An 18,856-nucleotide genomic window follows, 5' to 3' on the forward strand; every position below is an offset into this window, starting at 1 on the left:
ATCTTTGGAAGGGATGTGGTGCGGATGGAGCAGAAAACCGTATTAATCATGCCGAACCTGTCCAAATATAATACTGTCTGGCTGATGAAGGCGATTATCGGGCAGCTGCGCGCCGCCGGGTGCGTGCCGGTCATGGACGAGCGGTTCCGGGGCCAGTTCGGGGAGGTCGGCTACGGCGCCTTCGACCGGCAGATTGCCGCCTGCGACGTGGTCGTCACGGTCGGCGGAGACGGCACCATCCTGCACGCGGCCAAGCACGCGGTCGAATACCAAAAGCCGATCCTCGGGATCAACACGGGCAGGCTCGGATACCTCGCGCAGGTGGAGCCCAACGAGCTGGAATACCTCGCGCGGCTTTCGAGCGGGGATTACACGATCCAGGACCGGATGCTGCTCGAGGTGGAGATCGACGGGGTCCCGGGCGTGCGCCACGCCCTCAACGACGTCGTGATCTCCAAGGGGGAGCTCTCGCGGCTGGTCGACCTTGATATCGAAAGCGGCGGCCGCCCGGTCGGCAGCTACCGCGCCGACGGGCTCATCTTCGCGACGCCCACCGGCTCGACGGCGTACTCCCTCTCGGCGGGCGGCCCGATCGTCGACCCGGCGATCGGCACGATCCTTCTGACGCCCATCTGCCCGCACTCCCTCTACGACCGGTCGGTGCTCCTTTCGCCCGACATGGAACTCACGGTGCGCAGCCGGTTCGTCAACAACCCCGACAGCATTCTCGTCAGCGTGGACGGGGAGAGCTTCGCGGGGCTCGGCGCGGACCGGACGGTGCATATCCGCCGCTCGGAGAAGGCGGCGCGGTTTATCAGTTTCCCGGAGAAGAGCTTCACCGACATCCTCGGGAAAAAGCTGAAGGCGCGGGGTTAGGCCCCGTGCGAAGGGGTCCCCGCCGTCCACCGGCTGCGCGCGGCGGGGACGGAGCACGGACAAATTGACGCCGGCGCGCAGCGGCGAAGGGGAAGAATCGTATGAAAGCAAAACGTCACGCCAAAATCCTGGAACTCATCAACTCCCGGCCGATCGACACGCAGGACGAGCTGCTGGGCCTGCTGCGCGAAAGCGGCTTTTCGGTGACGCAGGCGACCGTATCCCGGGATATCAAGGAGCTGCGGCTGGTCAAGACGCTGACCCCCGACGGCAAATACCACTACGCGGCGCACGCCGACCTTCCCAAAAGCGAAATGTCCAATAAGTTCCTGCTGATCTTCTCCGAGTCGGTCAAGGAGATCGATTCGGCGGGCAACATGCTGGTGATCAAATGCTTCACCGGCATGGCGAACGCCGTCTGCGCGGCGCTCGACACCCTCCATTGGAGCGGCGTGGTCGGGACCCTCGCGGGGGACGACACGATCTTCATGGTCATGCGGGACGACCACAACGCGCGCGAACTGGTGCTGCAGCTCCGCAAGATGATGAGCGCCGGCCAGTAGGGGCGGCGCGTTTTCAATGCCGGAATAACGGGGTGAGAAGATGCTTTCACAGCTCTACATAAAGAATATCGCGGTGATCAGCGAGGCGGCGATCGATTTTACCGGCGGCCTCAACGTCTTTACCGGCGAGACGGGCGCGGGGAAAACGATCCTGATCAGCGCCATCAACGCCGTGCTGGGGGAGCGCACCTCCAAGGAGATCATCCGCACGGGGGAGGAGAAGGCGGTCATCTCCGCCCTCTTCACCGGGCTTTCGTCCGCGGCGGCCGCCGCGCTCGGGGAGGCGGGTTACCCGCCCGAGGAGGACGGCGTGCTCATCAGCCGGGAGATCACGGCGGACGGGAAATCGGCCTGCCGCATCGACGGCAGGCCCGCCACCGCCGCGATCCTCAAAACCGTCGCGGCGCACCTCATCAACGTGCACGGCCAGCACGACAACCAGCAGCTGCTCTCCCCGGCAAAGCACCTCGGCTTCATCGACGGGTACGGCGAGCTGGAGCCGATGCTGGAGGAATACCGGAACGCCTATCGCGCCTATTCCGCCGTCAGACGGGAGCTCGAGCAGATCGACACCGACGAGGCGGAGAAGGCGCGCCGCATCGATCTGCTGGGCTACCAGATCGGGGAGATCGACGCGGCGGGGCTCACGGCGGGGGAGGAGGACGAGCTGCGCGCGCAGCGCAAGCTCCTCAAGAACGCGCTGGCCGTCACCGAGGCGCTCGGCGGCAGCCTCGCGGTGCTCGACGGGGACGACGAGACGCCGGGGCTCTCCTCCCAGCTCGGCGCGTTGGTCGAGCAGATGGAGCGGGCCGCCCGCTATATGGACGCGGCCCGGCCGGTCAGCGAGCGGCTGACCGAGCTCTCCTACGAGTTCGAGGGGTTCGCGGGCGACATCCGCGACCTGCTTGAGGGGTTCGACTGCAATCCGCGCCAGCTCGACGCAATCGAAAACCGCCTCGACCTGCTCTACAGCCTCAAAAAGAAATACGGCGGCACGGTGGAGGAGATCCTCGCCTTCCGTGACCGGGCGGCGGCGGAGCTCCGGAAGATCGAGACGTCGGACGAGCGCGCCCGGCAGCTCCAGCGGGAGCTTTCGGGGCTGCTCGCCGAGGCGGCGTCGCGCGCCGAAAAGCTCTCCGCGGCGCGCGGGGACGCCGCAGAGCGGTTCACCGCGCGGGTGATGGAGGAGCTTGCCTTCTTGGACATGCCCTCGGTGACCCTTACGGTACGGCGCCGCGAAAAGCCCCTCTCTCCCGACGGGATCGACGAGCTGGAGCTCTATATCTCCACCAACGTCGGCGAGGAGCCGCGCTCGCTCGCGAAGATCGCGTCGGGCGGCGAGCTCGCGCGCATCATGCTGTCGGTCAAGAACGTGATGGCCGGGCGGGACGACATCGGCACCCTCATCTTCGACGAGGTGGACACCGGCGTGTCCGGCCGCGCCGCCCAGAAGATCGGCCACAAGCTGCGGCAGGTCGCCGCGGACCGGCAGGTGATCGTCGTCACCCATCTGGCGCAGGTCGCCGCCTACGCGCAGCACCACCTGCTCATCTCGAAAACGGCCCGCGACGACCGCACCTTCACGTCGATCACCCCGCTCGAGGGGGAGGACCGGGTGCGGGAGCTCGCGCGCATCACCGGCGGCGAAACCCTCAGCGAAATCGCGCTCGAACATGCCCGCGAGATGCTGCGGGAGGCGGACGGGGCCTTCCGGTAGGGGTTGTACTTTGTGCTTTTGCATGCTATACTGGTAAAAATCCGCCCAGCGGATGGTAACAAAGAAATTTTAACAAGGGGAAAGATCGATGACAGTATTTGAAGAATTAACCCGACGCGGCCTGATCGCGCAGATGACCCACCCGGAAAAGATCGAGGAGCTTCTGAATAACGAGAAGGTCACCTTCTATATCGGGTTCGACGCGACTGCGGACAGCCTCCATGTCGGCCACTTTCTTCAGTTGGTTGTGATGCGCCGCCTCCAGCTCGCGGGACACCGCCCGATCGCGCTGCTCGGCACGGGGACCACCCTCATCGGGGACCCGACCGGGCGCACCGATATGCGCAAGATGCTCACGCCGGAGGCGATCAACTATAACGCCGAGTGCTTCAAGCGCCAGATGGAGAAGTTCATTGACTTTTCCGACGACAGGGCGCTCATGCTACGCAACGGCGACTGGCTCTGCAAGCTCAACTACATCGAGCTGCTCCGCGACGTGGGTGTCTATTTCTCGGTCAACCAGATGCTCACGATGGACAGCGTCAAGACCCGCCTGGAGCGCGGGCTCTCCTTCCTGGAATTCAACTATATGATCATGCAGAGCTACGACTTCTTAAAGCTGCACCGCGACTACGGCTGCCGGATGGAGCTGGGCGGCAACGACCAGTGGGCCAATATCCTCGGCGGTATCGATCTGACCCGCCGCGTCACGGGCGACGAGGTCTATGGCATGACCTTCACGCTGCTCACCACCAAGGAGGGCAAGAAGATGGGCAAGACGGAGAACGGCGCCGTCTGGCTCGACCCGGAGAAGACCTCGCCCTACGAGTTTTTCCAGTACTGGCGCAACGTCGCGGACGCCGACGTTATCAACTGCCTCAAGCTGCTCACCTTCCTGCCGATCGAGGAGATCGAGGCGATGGAGGATTGGGAGGGCAGCCAGCTCAACCAGGCCAAGGAGACGCTCGCCTACGAGCTGACCAAGATGGTGCACGGCCAGCAGGAGGCCGACAAGGCGCTGGCCGCCGCGCGCGCGCTTTTCGGCGCGGGCAGCCAGAGCGACGACATGCCCACGACCACCCTTTCGGCCGCTGACCTTGCCGGTGGGAGGATCGCGGTGGCGGACCTGCTCGTGAAGACCGGGCTCGCGCCCTCCAAGGGGGAGGCCAAGCGCCTCATCCAGCAGGGCGGCGTGTCTGTCGACGATGAAAAGGTTTCTGACTTTACAGTTGAAATCGGCACGGACGCCTTTGAAAAGGGCCACGTGATTCTCAAAAAGGGCAAGAAAATCTACCACAAGGTCCTGCTGGGCTGAACCCTGGCGCGCTGGGAGGCGGCGAGATGAAGGAATCCCTTTCCCGCACAAAATATCTCTCGATGCTGGGGCTGCTGGCCGCGATGGAGATCGTGCTGACCCTCACGCCGCTCGGGTTCATCCCGCTCGGCGTGACCAAGGCGACGACCCTGCACATCCCGGTCATCCTCGGCGGCGTGCTGATGGGGCCGCTCGCGGGAGGCATCCTGGGCGGCGTGTTCGGGCTGCTCAGCGTGATCACCAACACCTTCCAGCCGACGATCACCTCCTTTGTGTTCACGCCCTTCTATTCGCTCACCCCCGAATACAGCGGGAACCTGTGGAGCCTCGTTATCGCGATCCTGCCGCGGGTGCTGATCGGCGTCTTTTCCGCGTGGGTCTTCCGCCTGCTGCGCAGGGCCTTCAAGGGGGATACGGCCGCGTTCCTCGGCGCGGGAATCGTCGGCGCGATTACGAATACCGGCCTTGTAATGGGCGGCATCTACCTCTTTTTCGGCGCGAGCTACGCCGCCGCCAAGGGGATCGCGCGGACTGCGCTACTCGGCGTGATCATGGGCGTCATCGGGCTCAACGGCGTGCTTGAGGCGGTGATCGCCGCGGTGCTGACCGTCGCGCTCGGTAAACCGCTGGCCACGGTGCTTCGCCGGATGCGTTGAAAATTTTGGGAAATTTACGTCTTGACAAACGCGGCTTTGCGCGTTATCATGTCTAACAAGATGAATACGTCAAAGGCGTTGACGGGGAACAAAACACATCCCGCGCGTTTGCAGAGAGCCGCCGGCCGGTGCGAGGCGGTACCGCGAATGTGAATAACTCGCCCCCGAGCTGCCGGTCGAAAGCTCCATTTGCGATTAGAACCGGACGGAACCCCGCCGTTAGATGGGGAGCGCATTGTTGGATGCGGTCGAGCGGGCTGCCTATGGCGGTCAATGAGAGTGGTACCACGGAAGTTTTTCAAAACCTTCGTCTCTTTTTTGGAGAGGCGAAGGTTTTTTTGTTTTCTCCGCGATCCGCGCTGACGTTTCTCGAAATCTCATTACGGGAAAGGGGAAATCACCATGAGCACAAGAACGGTCAAGATTTTCGACACCACCCTGCGGGACGGGGAACAGTCCCCGGGATGCAGCATGAACTTCAACGAGAAGCTGGAGATGGCGCGCCAGCTCGAGCGGCTGGGCGTAGACGTCATCGAGGCGGGCTTCCCGGTCTCGTCGCCCGACGACTTCCGGGCGGTCGAGGCGATTGCCAAGATCGTCAAGAATTCCACCGTCGCGGGGCTCGCGCGCTGCGTCGAGGGGGACATCCAGCGCGCGTGGGACGCGGTCAGGCACGCCGCGCATCCGCGCATCCACGTCTTTCTCGCGACGAGCGACATCCACATGAAATACAAGCTCAAGATGACCCCCGACCAGGTCGTCGCCCGCGTCGCCGAGATGGTCCGGTTCGCGCGCAGCCTCTGCCCGGACGTTGAATTTTCGGCCGAGGACGCCTCCCGCAGCGACCGCGACTTCCTCGTCAAGGTGTTCGACACGGCGATTGCGGCGGGCGCCTCGACAATCAACATCCCCGACACGGTCGGCTACAGCACCCCGAACGAGATGTACGACCTCGTCGCCTATGTAAAGGCGCACCTCCAGAATCCCGCCGTGGACATCTCGGTCCACAACCACAACGACCTCGGCATGGGGGTCGCGAACACGCTGGAGAGCATCCGGGCGGGCGCGACGCAGGTCGAATGCACCGTCAACGGCATCGGCGAACGTGCGGGCAACGCCGCGATGGACGAGATCGTCATGGCGCTCAGGACCCGCGGGGATTTTTACGGATGCACAACGGGCATCAACACCCGCCAGATCTACCGCACGAGCAAGCTGCTCTCCACGATCATCGGCGTGGGAATCGCGCCCAACAAGCCGATCGTCGGCGCGAACGCCTTCGCGCATGAGAGCGGCATCCACCAGCACGGCGTGCTCGCCGAACGCACCACCTACGAGATCATGAGCCCCGACGACGTGGGCATCTACCAGAACAAGATGGTGCTCGGCAAGCACTCGGGTAAGCACGCGTTCGCCGACCGGATCGCCGAACTGGGCTACCGGATGTCCGACGAGGACATCGCCGAGGCGTTCGAGCGTTTTAAGGAGATGGCCGACCGCAAGAAGGAGATCACCGACCGCGACATCGAGGCGCTCGTCGGCAACGCGGCGATCTCCGACGTGAAGGAGACCTACGGGCTGAAGAGCTTCGTCGTCAATTCGGGCACCGTCATCTCCGCGACGGCGGTCGTGCGGCTCGTACGGGACGACGGGGAGGAAAAGGAGCATGTGGCGCGCGGCGAGGGCCCGATCGACGCGGCCTTCAACGCGATCGACCGCATCGTCAAGATGGACACCAAGCTGGAAAACTGGACGATGCAGGCGGTTACCGAGGGCGAGGACGCGCTCGGCGAAGCGATCTGCAAGATCAGCTGCAACGGCCACACGGTCACCGGGCGCGGCCTGAGCCCCGACATCCTCGAATCCTCCATCCGCGCCTACGTCAACGCGATCAACAAGGCGATTGCGATGGAAGAAAAAGCCATGATATAATCGCCGCAGACGGTGGATAACACTCTGATGGAAATGGGGAATTGACATGGGAATGACGATGAGCCAGAAGATTCTGGCCAAAAAAGCGGGCCTCGACTCCGTCGCGCCCGGCCAGCTCATCAACGCGGACGTCGACATGGTGCTCGGCAACGACATTACCACGCCGGTCGCGATCGACGAGTTTGAAAAGTACGGCTTCGACAGCGTCTACAGCAAAACGGGCATCTCGATCGTGCTCGACCACTTCGTGCCCAACAAGGACATCAAGGCGGCGCAGCTCTCCAAGCGCTGCCGGGAGTTCGCCGGGAAATACGGCATCGAACATTTCTTCGACGTGGGCCGCATGGGCATCGAGCACGCGCTGCTGCCCGAGCAGGGGATCGTCGCGCCGGGCGAGCTGATCGTCGGCGCGGACAGTCACACCTGTACATACGGCGCGCTCGGGGCCTTCTCGACCGGCTTCGGCTCGACCGACATGGCCGCCGCGATGGCCACCGGCAAGTGCTGGTTCAAGGTGCCCTCCGCCATCCGCTTCAACCTGACCGGCAAGCCGGGCAGGTGGGTGAGCGGCAAGGACGTCATCCTGCACATCATCGGGATGATCGGCGTGGACGGCGCGCTCTACAAATCGATGGAGTTCGGCGGCGAGGGGCTGGGAAACCTCTCGATGGACGACCGGCTGACGATCGCGAACATGGCGATCGAGGCGGGCGCGAAAAACGGCATCTTCGAGGTGGACGAGGTGACGCTCGCCTATGAGAAGGGCCGCGTAAACCGCCCCTTCGACGTCTATGCGCCCGACCCGGACGCGGTCTACGACGCAGTCTACGACATCGACCTCTCCGCGATCAGACCGACCGTCTCCTTCCCGCACCTGCCCGAGAACACCCGGACGATCGACGAGGTGGGGGACGTAAAGATCGACCAGGTGGTCATCGGCTCCTGCACCAACGGCCGCATGAGCGATCTGGCGGTCGCCGCGGACATCCTGCGCGGCAGGAGGGTGGCGGACGGGGTGCGCTGCATCGTCATCCCCGGCACCCAGCGAATTTACAAGGAGGCGATGGAGACCGGATACCTCTCCGACTTCATCGAGGCGGGCTGCGCCGTCTCGACGCCGACCTGTGGCCCCTGCCTCGGCGGTTATATGGGCATCCTCGCGGAGGGGGAGCGGTGCGTCGCGACGACCAACCGCAACTTCGTCGGCCGCATGGGGCATGTGAAGAGCGAGGTCTACCTCGCGTCGCCCGCCGTCGCGGCGGCCAGCGCCGTGGCCGGGAAGATCGCCGGCCCCGACAGCCTGTAAGGGAGGAATCAACCAATGAAAGCTACCGGAACCGTCCACAAATATGGGGACAACATCGATACCGACGTCATCATCCCCGCGCGCTGCCTCAACATCTCCGACCGCGGGGAGCTCGCCTCCCACTGCATGGAGGACATCGACGCGGAGTTCGTCAAAAAGGTGCGGCCGGGCGACATGATCGTCGGCGGCTGGAACTTCGGCTGCGGCTCCTCTCGCGAGCACGCGCCGATGGTCATCAAGGAAAACGGCGTCTCCTGCGTGATCGCCAAGACGTTCGCGCGCATCTTCTACCGCAACGCGATCAACATCGGCCTGCCGATCCTCGAGTGCGAGCAGGCGAGCGACGCGATCCAAAACGGCGACCGCGTCGAGGTGGACTTCGATACGGGCGTCATCCGAAACCTCACGCGGGAGGAAAGCTACACCGCCGCGCCTTTCCCCGCGTTTATAAAAGAGATCATCGACGCGGACGGCCTTTTGAATTCCATCCGCCGCAGGATGGGGAAATGACAAAACGCCCGCCGGCCACCAAGTGGCCGGCGGGCGTTTTTCGCTTTCATGCTTCGGATTCGCAGGCGGCGACGGCATGCCGCCAGACCGTTTCAAACGGGACGCCGTGCGCCTTGGCGGCGGCGAGCACGTCGGCGTACTCCGGCTTCTCCTTGGCGACCCCGTGGCCGCTGCTCCGCTTGACGCAGATGGGGCCGTAGGGGGTGTCCACCGTCGAAAGGGAGGACCGCAGCACCGTGCGGCGGCAGGTGTGCTCCCGCACGCCGAGGGTCGAGGTGTGCAGGAGCATGGCGTCGACCACCGCCCGCTTCTGCGCGGGGCGGGCAAGGCAGGTAAGCATCACGCCCGGCCGGTTCTTTTTCATCTGGATGGGGGTCAGGAAGACGTCGAGCGCGCCCGCCGCAAAGAGCAGGTCGACCGCCGCGCCGACCGCCTCGGGGGTCATGTCGTCGAGGTTGCAGCGGAGCTCGCAGGTTTCGTCCATGCCGCCGTCCTCCTCGCCGAGGAAGGCGCGCAGGCAGTTGGCGCGCTCAAATTCCTTGCTGCCCATGCCGTAGCCGATCTTTTCCGCCGCCATGACGGGCATCGGGCCGAAGGAGGAAACAAAGTGCCGCAGCAGCGCCGCGCCGGTCGGGGTGCAGAGCTCGCCGCGCACCTCGCCGCCGTAGGCGGGCACGCCGCGCAAAAGGTGGGCGGTGGCGGGCGCGGGCACGGGCAGAACTCCGTGCGCGCAGCGCACGAAGCCGCTTCCGACGTGGACGGGGGAGGCGGCGACGCGGTCCGCGCCGATCAGGTGGAAGAGCAGGCAGCAGCCGACGATGTCCGCGACCGCGTCCATCGAGCCGACCTCGTGGAAATGCACCTCCTCGGCCGCAACGCCGTGCGCGTGGGATTCCGCCTCGGCGATGAGACGGTAAACGGCGATCGCGTCCGACCGGACCTCGGCGGGCAGGTCGAATCCTTCGATCAGCGCGCGGATATCGGAAAAGCTGTAGTGATGATGCCCGTGCGGATGGCTGTGACCCTCCCCGTGTTCGTGGCCGTGTTCGTGCGTGTGCGGCGTCTCCCCGCCGTGCTCATGCTCATGAAAGTGCCCGCGGTCATGGGGAGCCTCTCCGTGGTCGTGCTCATGGGGGTGCTCATGGACGTGGGGCGCCTCCTGCGTGTGGGGATGGGCGTGGCCGCCGACGTCCTCGCTCTGCTCCTCCTCGCCGCGCACCCTGACGCGGACGTGGGTGCCGGTGATGCCGCATTTCTGCATGGGTTCGCCCGTGATCTCCACGCCGGGGATGCCCAGCGCGTTCATCCGGGCGAGAAAGGGCGCGGGATCAGGCAGCAGCTCGAGCAGCGCGGCCATCAGCATGTCGCCCGCCGCGCCCATCTGGCATTCGAGATAGAGCGTCTTCATGATTTCGTCCCTCCCATGTGGTTGATCATGCTGGCAAGATAGCCCGCGCCGAAGCCGTTGTCGATGTTGACGACCGACACGCCGCTCGCGCAGGAATTGAGCATCGAGAGCAGGGCGGAGAGCCCGCCGAAATTCGCGCCGTAGCCGATGCTGGTGGGCACGGCGATGACCGGGCAGTCGCACAGCCCGCCGATCACGCTGGCGAGCGCCCCCTCCATGCCCGCGACGGCGATCACCACGCGGGCGCTCATGAGCACGTCCAGCCTTGCGAGAAGCCGGTGCAGCCCCGCGACCCCCACGTCGTAGAGCCGCTCCACCGGGTTGCCGAGCGACTCGGCGGTGACGGCGGCCTCCTCCGCGACGGGGATGTCGCTCGTGCCGCCCGTCGCGACGACGATCCGCCCCTCCGTGTCGGGCGCGGGACGCTCCCCGGCGAAGGCGATGCGGGAGACGGGGTCGTAGCTGATCTCGATTTCCGCCGCGACCGCTTCCGCCGCCTCGGGGGAGAGGCGCGTGATGAGCACGCCGCTGCCGCGCGCCAGCATCGAGCGGGTGATGCCGACGATCTGTCCGGGCGTCTTGCCGCTTCCGAAGATGACTTCGGGGACGCCCTGCCGCAGGGCGCGGTGGTGGTCCACCTTCGCGTAGCCCAGATCCTCAAACGGGCACATCTTCAGGTCCAGCATCGCCTGCTCGGGCGTGACCGCCCCCGCTTTGACCTCCTGCAAAATCTGTAAAATCCGGTCCTGTTCCATCAAGTCGTCTCCTTAACCGCGCGGCCGCAGATCGAGCAGCACCGCGTCAAAATCGGGGGATAGCGCGTCCAAAATCGACTGCCGCGCCAAAAGAGCGCGAGAAAGCTGCCCCTCCGGGAGCTGGATGCGCGCCGCGCCGCAAAAAAAACGCACCCGAAAATCGGTGAACCCGAGGGAGAAGAGGGCGTTTTCGGCGCGTTCGGTCTTTTCCAGCAGGCCGGGGGTGATCGGCGTGCCGGTGGGGACCCGGGTGGCAAGACAGGCATAGGCGGGCTTATCGTGGGTGAAAAGCCCCGCCTCGCGGGAAAGCCGGCGGATCTCCGGCTTGGAGAGGCCCGCCTCCCGCAGGGGGGAGCGCACCCCAAGCTCCACGAGCGCCTTCATGCCCGGCCGGTCGACGCCGTCGTCCGAGGCGTTGGTGCCGTCGCAGAGCACCTCGAATCCGTCGGCGCGCGCGGCCTCCCACAGTCGGGTGAAGAGCGCGCGCTTGCAGTGGTAGCAGCGCAGCGGCCCGTTCTCCGCGACGCCGGGGACTCTGAGCACGTCGTATTCGACGATGTGCAGCGGCACGCCGAGCTGGCCCGCGAGCTTTTGGGCGTCCTCCAGCTCGAACCGGGGCTGGAAGGGCGTCTTCAAAAAGTAGGCGGCCGCATCGCAGCCCGCCGTCTTGGCGGCGTAGAGCAGGTAGGCGGAATCCACCCCGCCGGAGAACGCGACCGCTACCCGCGGGTGCGCGGCAAAAAAGGATTCGAGAGGCATCCCAAAGACCTCCTGTCGACAAAAAAAGGCTCACGAAGCGTGAGCCTTCTGGCGGTTTTCTCCGTGGCTTGACCACAGACAGCGCACTTCCTGTGCGTTACCAGTTTACAATAACGGGACCGGTTTGTCAATCGCGGCTGCTTGACAAATCCGTTTCATTCGGGTATCCTTAGTGAGGTCCGCAGAAGCGGACGCGTGCGCCGCCCACGAAGGGACGGCAGGCAGTATAGACGATTTGACGAATGAAATCATGAAGATTTTCCCGCGGGCAACGCGGGGGATTTTTCATGGTTTTTTCTTTTGCGTCAAATTTGGCGGGGGAGGGTGAAAAGATGAAGCGCGCGGTGAAAAACGCGGTCAGGCGGGCGCTGGGATTTGTGCTGGCGCTCTTTCTGCTTTCCATCGCGGTCTTTTTCCTCTCGCGGCTTTCCCCCGGCGACCCGCTGCGCTCCTACTACGGCGAGAGCGCGGAACGCCTCAGCGAATCCGAGCGCGCCGACGCGCTCGACCGGCTCGGGCTGGACCGACCGATCATCGTGCAGTATGGCGCGTGGCTTCAAAACGCGCTCCGGGGCGACTTCGGCGTCTCCTTCCAGTATAAGCGGGACGTGATGACGGTGATCGGCGGCGTCTACGGGAACACGCTGCTGCTCGGCGTGACCGCCTACCTGCTGACCTTCGGGCTGGCGCTGCTGCTGGGGGCCTTCTGCGCGCTGCGGGAGGATTCGCCGGCCGACCGCGCCGTCCGGCGGATCGGCACCGTGACCGGCTGCATCCCTTCCTTCTGGCTGGCGCTTCTGCTGATCCTGCTGTTCAGCGTCGAGCTGGGCCTGCTGCCCTCGAGCGGGGCCTACGACATCGGCAGGCCGTACGACCTTTTGGGGCGCCTGCGCCATCTCGTCCTGCCGCTCGCCGTGCTGGTGCTCGGGCACCTCTGGTACTACGCCTACCTCATCCGCAACCGCCTGCTCGACGAGGTGCGGCAGGACTATGTCCTGCTCTGCCGCGCGGAGGGGCTCAGCCGCCGCAAAATCCTTTTCACCCAGTGCCTGCGCAACGTCCTGCCCTCCTATTTCGGGCTGATGGCGGTGTCGATCCCGCATATTCTGGGCGGCACCTACATCGTGGAAAAGGTGTTTTCCTATCCCGGGCTGGGCACACTCTGTTTTGAAAGCGCGAAATATCACGACTACAACATGCTGCTCGTCCTCTGCCTCATCACCGGCGCGGTCGTCATGCTCGCGGGCATGGCGGCGCGGGCGCTGGGCGGGGCGCTCGACCCGCGCATGAGGGGGAGGGGCGCGCGATGAATTTTCTGCCCGGCGACTTCTCCGTTTGGCGCGCGGCTTCGGTGGCGGCAGCGGCGGTGCCGCGCCGGGGGGCGCGGGCGCGAAGGCCGTGGGCCGCATTCTGCCTGCTCGGGCTGATCCTGCTGGGGTGCGCCCTCGCGGGCGCGCTCGCGCCGCGCGACCCCGGATACCTCGACCTATCGCACATCGGCGCGCCGCCCTCGCCGGAATTCTGGTTCGGCACCGACCCGATGGGGCGCGACCTCTTTTCCATGATCTGGCACGGGGGGCGGGTGTCCCTCCTCGTGGGGTGCCTCGCGGCCGCGATATCAACCGCGATCGCCCTGCTCTACGGCAGCGTCAGCGGAGTCGCGCCCGCTAAGGCGGACGCCGCGATGATGCGTTTCATCGAGCTTTCCCTCTCGGTGCCGTCCATCCTGCTCGTCATCTTTTTGCAGGCGGTCATCGGCCGCCAAAGCCCGGCGGGCATCGCGCTGGTCGTCGGCGTGACCGGCTGGATGCAGATGGCGCAGGTCGTGCGCGGAGAGGTGCGCAGGCTGCGGCACAGCGCCTACGTCCTCGCGGCGCGCACGATGAAGGCGGGCTTCTGGCACATCCTGCGGCGGCACCTGCTGCCGAATCTCCTGTCGCCCCTCATGTTCATGGTCGTCACCAACATCAGCGCGGCGATCGCAACCGAATCGACTCTCAGCTTCCTGGGGCTCGGCCTGCCGGTCGGCGTCGTCTCGTGGGGGAGCCTGCTCTCCCAGGCCGACCGGGCGCTCCTGTCCGGGAGCTGGTGGGTCATCGTCATACCGGGCGTCTTTCTGATCACGACGCTCGTCTCCATCACCGACATTGGAAATTACATCCGCAGGGAGGGTAACAAAACATGCAGCAATCTGTAACGCGCCTCCTCGCCGTCCTGCTGGCGGCGGTCCTCTTCCTCCTGCCGGGCTGCGGCGCGGCGGGCGGGGAACCGGAAGAAACGACCCTCGTCTATGGCAGCGGGGACTACACGAGCATCAACCCCGCGCTCTATGAGCACGGGGAAGTGAACCTGCTGCTCTTTTCGGGGCTGACCGCCCGCGACGGGGAAAACAAGATCATCCCCGGGCTGGCGGAAAAGTGGGAGTACGACCGCGACAGCCTCACCTACACCTTTACGCTCCGGAAGGGCGTCAAATGGCACGACGGCGAACCGTTCACCGCCGCAGACGTAAAGTTCACGCTGGAAGCGATCCTCGCCCCCGAAAACCTCTCGGAGATCGCCTCCAACTATGAGGACATCGCGGCGATCGAGACGCCCGACGACCACACCGTGAGGATCACGCTTTCCTCACCCAACGCCGCGATGCTCGATTACCTCGCGATCGGAATCCTCCCGAAGCACCTGCTCGAGGGGAAGGACCTCGTCACCGACCCCTTCAACCAGGCGCCGGTCGGGACCGGCCCCTACAAGCTTGTCTCATGGGACGCGGGCCAGAGCATCGTGCTCGAGCGCAACCCCGATTACTACGCGGGCACGCCGAAGATCGGCCGGATCATCTTCAAGATCGTGCCCGACGAGAAGGCGCGCGCCATGCAGCTTCGGTCGGGGGAGCTCGACCTCGCGCAGGTGTCCCCGCAGGACGCGCGGTCGTTCGGGGACGCGGAGGGCTTTACCGTCTACGATATGAAGACCTCCGACTACCGGGGGGTCCTCTATAATTTCAACCATCCGCTCTTCGCCAAATACCGCGAGCTGCCCAACGCGCTGAGCTACGCGGTCGACCGGCAGGCGATCGTCGACAGCGTCCTGCTCGGCAAGGGCCGGCCCGCCTACTCGCCCCTCCAGTCCGGCCCCTACAACAATCCCGCCGTTGAAAAGTTCCAGTACGATCCGGTCAAGACCCGTGCGATGCTCGAAGCGGCGGGCTGGCGGCAGGGCTCCGACGGCGTCTACCAGAAGGACGGCGACCGGCTGGCCTTTACAATCCACTGCCCCGAGGGGGACCCGGTGCGCGTCGACATGGCGAACATCTGCGCGCAGCAGTTCTCCGAGGCGGGCGCGGACGTGACCGTTTCGATCGATTCCGAGATCGACTGGGCGGGGCAGGCCGCCTATCTGATCGGCTGGGGAAGCCCCTTCGACCCCGACGACCACACCTACAAGGTGTTCGGCACTGGGCAGGCGGCCAACTACGGGAACTACTCCAACCCCCGTGTGGACGACCTGCTCGAGAAAGCGCGCGGCACCGACGTCTCCGCCGACCGGATGAAATACTATCAGGCGTTCCAGGAGGCGCTGACCGACGATTTGCCCTACACCTTCCTGGCCTATGCCGACGCCGTCTACGTCGCGAAGGACCGGGTGCAGGGGATCGCGCCCGACACGGTCCTCGGCCACCACGGGGTGGGCATCTTCTGGAACGTCAAAGACTGGACGCTCGCCTGAAGGGGGAATGACCATGGACGCGCTGCTTGAGGTGCGGGATCTGAAGATCGCGTTTGACTCCCCGCGCGGCGTCATCCGGGCGGTGCGCGGCGTCTCCTTCTCCCTTTGCGCGGGGGAGACGCTCGCGGTCGTTGGGGAGAGCGGCTGCGGCAAGTCGGTGCTCTGCAAGAGCCTGCTCGGCCTGCTGCCCCACCGGGGGCGGGTCGCGGGCGGGAGCATCCTCTACGCGGGGCGGGACCTCGCCGCGATGGGCGAGCGGGAGCTCGAGGGGATCCGCGGGAAGGAGATCGCGCTCGTGCTGCAAAACCCGATGTCCGCGCTGAACCCCTCCCTGCCGGTGGGAAGCCAGATCGCCCGCGCCGCCCGCGCGCACGGAGGGATCTCCCGCGCCGGGGCGAAGGCGCGCGCGCTCGAGCTGATGGCCCTGACCGGCATCCCCGAACCCGCGCGGCGGTACGGCGACTATCCGCACCAGTTTTCCGGCGGGATGCTCCAGCGCTGCGTGCTCGCGTCGGCGCTTGCCTGTGGCCCGAAGCTGCTTGTCGCCGACGAGCCGACCACCGCGCTCGACGCGACCGTGCAGGCGCAGATGCTCGATCTGCTGCGGGACATCCAGCACCAGACGGGCACGGCGATCCTCTTTATCACCCACGACCTCGGCGCGGCGGCCCGGATCGCCGGGCGCGTCGCCGTCATGTACGCGGGCAGGCTCGTCGAGATCGGCACCGCGGCGGAAATCTACCACGACCCGCGCCATCCCTACACCTGGGGGCTGCTCGCGTCCGTTCCCTCCCCGGAGGGGACGGGGGAGCTCTTCAGCATTCCAGGCGCGCCTCCCGACCTGCTCCATCCACCCGCAGGCGACGCGTTTGCCCCGCGGAATCCCTGGGCGCTGGGTGTCGACTGGCGGGAGGAGCCGCCCCTCTTCCGCGTTTCCGATACCCACTATGCCGCGACCTGGCTGCTGCATCCCGACGCGCCGCGCGTCGACCCGCCCGCCGGGATTGGGGAAAGGCGGGTGAGCGCCGGTGGATGAGCCGCTGCTTTCGGTATGCGGGCTGCAAAAACGCTTTTTGTCGGGCGGCGCGGAGATCCGCGCGGTCGACGGCGTGTCCTTTTCGATCGGGCGCGGGGAACTCTTCGGGCTCGTCGGGGAGAGCGGCTCGGGCAAATCGACCGTCGCCCGCTGCGTCGCCGGGCTCTGCCGTCCGGAGTACGGCGAAATCCGCCTCATGGGGAGCTTCCAGATGATCTTCCAGGACGCGTCCGGCTCCCTCAATCCGCGCATGACGGCCGAGGAGCTGATCTGCGAGCCGCTCGATATCCTGCGCAGGGGCGGGCGCGCCGAACGCAGGGAAAGGGCGCGCGAACTGCTCGGGCTGGTCGGCCTCGGCGAAGAGCTCGCCGGCTGCTTTCCGGGCGGCCTTTCGGGCGGGCAGCAGCAGCGGATCGCGGTGGCGCGGGCGCTCGCGCCCGACCCCGATCTCCTGCTCGCCGACGAACCCGCCGCCTCGCTCGACATGTCGGTACGCGCGCAGATTTTGAACCTCTTCCTGCGCCTGCGGCGGGAGCGGGGCATGTCCGTCCTGCTGATCTCCCACGACCTTGCCGCGGTGCGGCGGGTCTGCGGGCGCATCGGCGTCATGAGGGCGGGAAAGCTCGTCGAGCTGGGGGAGACCGCGGAGGTCTGCGGGCGTCCGCGCCACCCCTATACACGGGCGCTGCTCGAGGCGGTGCCGGCGCCCGACCCGGACTGTTATCAGTAGTCGGGGCGGCCGTATGGTTGTAAAGCGATAAAAAAGGTGCGCAGCGGTTGCTGCGCACCTTTTTTATGTTCTGCACGGGCGGCGCGGTCCCGAGACCGGGAGGTCAGCAGCCGCACTTTCTCCTCGCGCAGTAGAGGTCCTTGCAGCAGAGCCACCGCGGATGGGCGAAGTCGGGCCAGAAGGTATTCCGGCAGTCCTCGGGGAACATCCCGCAGCAGCCGCTCTGGTCGCAGCAAAGCCTCATCTGGCGTCCGTTGTCGGACGTGACATCAACCGGATACCAGCAGCAGTCGCTGTTGGGACGGCATCCGCTGACGGGCTGGATGCGGCATTCGTCCATCTTTTTCCGGCAGCAGTTGCAGCCGCAGTTGCAGCGGTTCCTGTTGTTACAACAACAAGCCATTAACGATCACACCTTTTTCTCAGAATAAATGTATCAAAAGCACAGCTCACAGGGATAAGAACGCCGCGCGCGGTCCCGTGCGGCAGGAAAGGGCGGGCAGGGAGCCCCGCCGGACGCTCCGATACAGTTGCTGTTCTCTCTCATTGTATGCGGGAGGGGCCCATCGTGTTAGCCCGCGCGGGGCTTTGGAGAAATCCGATGATTTGTCCCGCGATTTCGACAGAAACAAAACTTGTCCGCTCTCTATAATAGTCCTGTTGGACAATATCAGCTTGGAACTTTTCGAGGGGGCGGGGCGGTTATGACAGTTTATGCCGATGTGCTGGTGGTGGTGAATTATATCGTCAATCTCTTGCTCCTGCTCGCCTCTGCCAAGCTGCTTGGCGTGGTGACATGCCGCTGGAGGCTGTGCGCCGGGGCGCTCGTCGGCGCGCTTGGGTCGCTCGTCATCTTCCTGCCCTATGTCGGGATATGGTTCCAGGCCCTCTATAAAATCCTGCTCGCCCTGGCGATGGCGGCGGCCGCCTTCGGCGTCCGCCCGTGGCAGAGGCTCGCAAAGGCCCTTTTTGTGACCTTTGCGGTGAGCTTCCTCTTCGCGGGGCTCATGCTGGCGCTCTCCCGCCTGCTCGCGCCCGCCGGGATGATTTTCTATAACGGCGTGGTCTACTTCGACATCTCCGTGCTGGCGCTCATCCTCTCCACGACCGCCGCCTACCTGCTCCTATTGCTCTTCGAGCGGCTCTTCGCGGGCCGGGTCGACGAGCGCCGGCTCTATGAGATCACCGTGACGGCGGGCGGGAGGACGGTCTCCTGCAAGGGGCTTGCGGATACCGGCAGCGATTTGCGGGAGCCTTTTTCCGGCGCGCCGGTCATCGTCTGCGACCGGACGCTGGCGGAACGGGTCCGTCCGCCCGAGCACGCGGGCTTCCGGGTGATCCCCTGCCGGACGGTGACGGGGGAGGGGGCGCTCGAGGGGTTCCGGCCCGATGAAATCCAGATCACCGGAGGAGGCAGGACGATCCGGACCTCCGACGTCTACATAGCGGCGAGCCGCGAACCGATCAGCGGGGAATACCAGGCGCTCATCAACCCGCAGATCATCGACCGGGCGCATTAGGGAAGGGGCGTATTTATTTGATCACGACATTACGGGCGCGGGCGGCC

The 18,856-nt window shown here is 65.5% G+C and carries 18 protein-coding genes and 1 other annotated feature; of the genes, 14 read left to right on the forward strand and 4 right to left on the reverse strand.

The genetic code is table 11. From position 1 onward, the window contains the following. Positions 1 to 24: 24 nt before the first annotated feature. The 8 genes from RCI06_RS02400 to leuD all read left to right on the forward strand — a co-directional run bounded on the left by RCI06_RS02400 (position 25) and on the right by leuD (position 8,875). A complete protein-coding gene (locus tag RCI06_RS02400; protein WP_101550751.1) occupies positions 25 to 876 on the forward strand; it encodes an NAD(+)/NADH kinase in 852 nt (283 codons plus the stop codon). A gap of 101 nt (positions 877 to 977) precedes the next feature. Continuing rightward, entirely contained in the window at positions 978 to 1,439 is a 462-nt protein-coding gene (locus tag RCI06_RS02405) for an arginine repressor (RefSeq protein WP_101550749.1), read from the forward strand. Between the two features lie 40 nt (positions 1,440 to 1,479). Then, complete coding sequence (gene recN, locus RCI06_RS02410) at positions 1,480 to 3,156, forward strand: DNA repair protein RecN (RefSeq protein WP_306573956.1); 1,677 nt, start codon at positions 1,480 to 1,482, stop codon at positions 3,154 to 3,156. 88 nt (positions 3,157 to 3,244) lie between these two features. Next, positions 3,245 to 4,471 carry a tyrosine--tRNA ligase gene (gene tyrS / locus RCI06_RS02415; protein WP_276871939.1) on the forward strand — a complete coding sequence of 409 codons (1,227 nt, stop codon included), beginning with the start codon at positions 3,245 to 3,247 and terminating at the stop codon, positions 4,469 to 4,471. Positions 4,472 to 4,497: 26 nt separating this feature from the next. Then, positions 4,498 to 5,127, forward strand: coding sequence for an ECF transporter S component (locus tag RCI06_RS02420; protein WP_101550743.1), 630 nt, complete (start codon positions 4,498 to 4,500; stop codon positions 5,125 to 5,127). A 69-nt stretch (positions 5,128 to 5,196) separates the two neighbouring features. Continuing rightward, positions 5,197 to 5,445, forward strand: a binding site (T-box leader). An 84-nt stretch (positions 5,446 to 5,529) separates the two neighbouring features. Next, entirely contained in the window at positions 5,530 to 7,059 is a 1,530-nt protein-coding gene (locus tag RCI06_RS02425) for a 2-isopropylmalate synthase (protein WP_101550741.1), read from the forward strand. A 46-nt stretch (positions 7,060 to 7,105) separates the two neighbouring features. After that, complete coding sequence (gene leuC / locus RCI06_RS02430; protein ID WP_306573959.1) at positions 7,106 to 8,365, forward strand: 3-isopropylmalate dehydratase large subunit; 1,260 nt, start codon at positions 7,106 to 7,108, stop codon at positions 8,363 to 8,365. 15 nt (positions 8,366 to 8,380) lie between these two features. Further along, complete coding sequence (leuD, locus tag RCI06_RS02435; RefSeq protein WP_101550736.1) at positions 8,381 to 8,875, forward strand: 3-isopropylmalate dehydratase small subunit; 495 nt, start codon at positions 8,381 to 8,383, stop codon at positions 8,873 to 8,875. 46 nt (positions 8,876 to 8,921) lie between these two features. Here leuD and larC read toward each other — a convergent pair whose 3' ends face one another. From larC to larE, 3 genes are read right to left on the reverse strand one after another with little or no spacing between them, the layout of a single operon-like run. Then, a complete protein-coding gene (gene larC, locus RCI06_RS02440) occupies positions 8,922 to 10,283 on the reverse strand; it encodes a nickel pincer cofactor biosynthesis protein LarC (protein WP_306573961.1) in 1,362 nt (453 codons plus the stop codon). Then, entirely contained in the window at positions 10,280 to 11,038 is a 759-nt protein-coding gene (gene larB / locus RCI06_RS02445) for a nickel pincer cofactor biosynthesis protein LarB (protein ID WP_306573964.1), read from the reverse strand. Before larB ends, larC begins: the two co-directional genes overlap by 4 nt. 12 nt (positions 11,039 to 11,050) lie before the next feature. Continuing rightward, on the reverse strand, positions 11,051 to 11,797 hold the full coding sequence (gene larE / locus RCI06_RS02450; RefSeq protein WP_306573967.1) for an ATP-dependent sacrificial sulfur transferase LarE: 747 nt from the start codon (positions 11,795 to 11,797) through the stop codon (positions 11,051 to 11,053). Between the two features lie 332 nt (positions 11,798 to 12,129). Between larE and RCI06_RS02455 the strand changes: the two genes are divergently transcribed. The 5 genes from RCI06_RS02455 to RCI06_RS02475 are packed head-to-tail and all read left to right on the forward strand — an operon-like array spanning position 12,130 to position 17,289. Beyond that, on the forward strand, positions 12,130 to 13,107 hold the full coding sequence (locus tag RCI06_RS02455; RefSeq protein ID WP_101550729.1) for an ABC transporter permease: 978 nt from the start codon (positions 12,130 to 12,132) through the stop codon (positions 13,105 to 13,107). Further along, a complete protein-coding gene (locus tag RCI06_RS02460; RefSeq protein WP_306573969.1) occupies positions 13,104 to 13,994 on the forward strand; it encodes an ABC transporter permease in 891 nt (296 codons plus the stop codon). Before RCI06_RS02455 ends, RCI06_RS02460 begins: the two co-directional genes overlap by 4 nt. Then, positions 13,979 to 15,523, forward strand: coding sequence for an ABC transporter substrate-binding protein (locus tag RCI06_RS02465; RefSeq protein ID WP_306573971.1), 1,545 nt, complete (start codon positions 13,979 to 13,981; stop codon positions 15,521 to 15,523). Before RCI06_RS02460 ends, RCI06_RS02465 begins: the two co-directional genes overlap by 16 nt. Positions 15,524 to 15,536: 13 nt before the next feature. Further along, the gene (locus RCI06_RS02470; protein ID WP_306573973.1) at positions 15,537 to 16,559 is read left to right on the forward strand and encodes an ABC transporter ATP-binding protein; all 1,023 of its coding nucleotides are present in this window, start codon (positions 15,537 to 15,539) and stop codon (positions 16,557 to 16,559) included. Beyond that, entirely contained in the window at positions 16,552 to 17,289 is a 738-nt protein-coding gene (locus tag RCI06_RS02475) for an ABC transporter ATP-binding protein (protein ID WP_276871957.1), read from the forward strand. The genes RCI06_RS02470 and RCI06_RS02475 overlap by 8 nt, the downstream gene beginning before the upstream one ends. Before the next feature lie 103 nt (positions 17,290 to 17,392). Here RCI06_RS02475 and RCI06_RS02480 read toward each other — a convergent pair whose 3' ends face one another. Further along, complete coding sequence (locus RCI06_RS02480) at positions 17,393 to 17,692, reverse strand: hypothetical protein (RefSeq protein ID WP_146021702.1); 300 nt, start codon at positions 17,690 to 17,692, stop codon at positions 17,393 to 17,395. Positions 17,693 to 17,993: 301 nt separating this feature from the next. Between RCI06_RS02480 and RCI06_RS02485 the strand changes: the two genes are divergently transcribed. Next, positions 17,994 to 18,809, forward strand: coding sequence for a sigma-E processing peptidase SpoIIGA (locus RCI06_RS02485; RefSeq protein WP_306573975.1), 816 nt, complete (start codon positions 17,994 to 17,996; stop codon positions 18,807 to 18,809). Positions 18,810 to 18,856 lie beyond the last annotated feature (47 nt).

Source organism: Anaerotruncus massiliensis (ex Togo et al. 2026) (genome assembly GCF_030825285.1).
GTDB lineage: Bacteria > Bacillota > Clostridia > Oscillospirales > Ruminococcaceae > Anaerotruncus > Anaerotruncus massiliensis.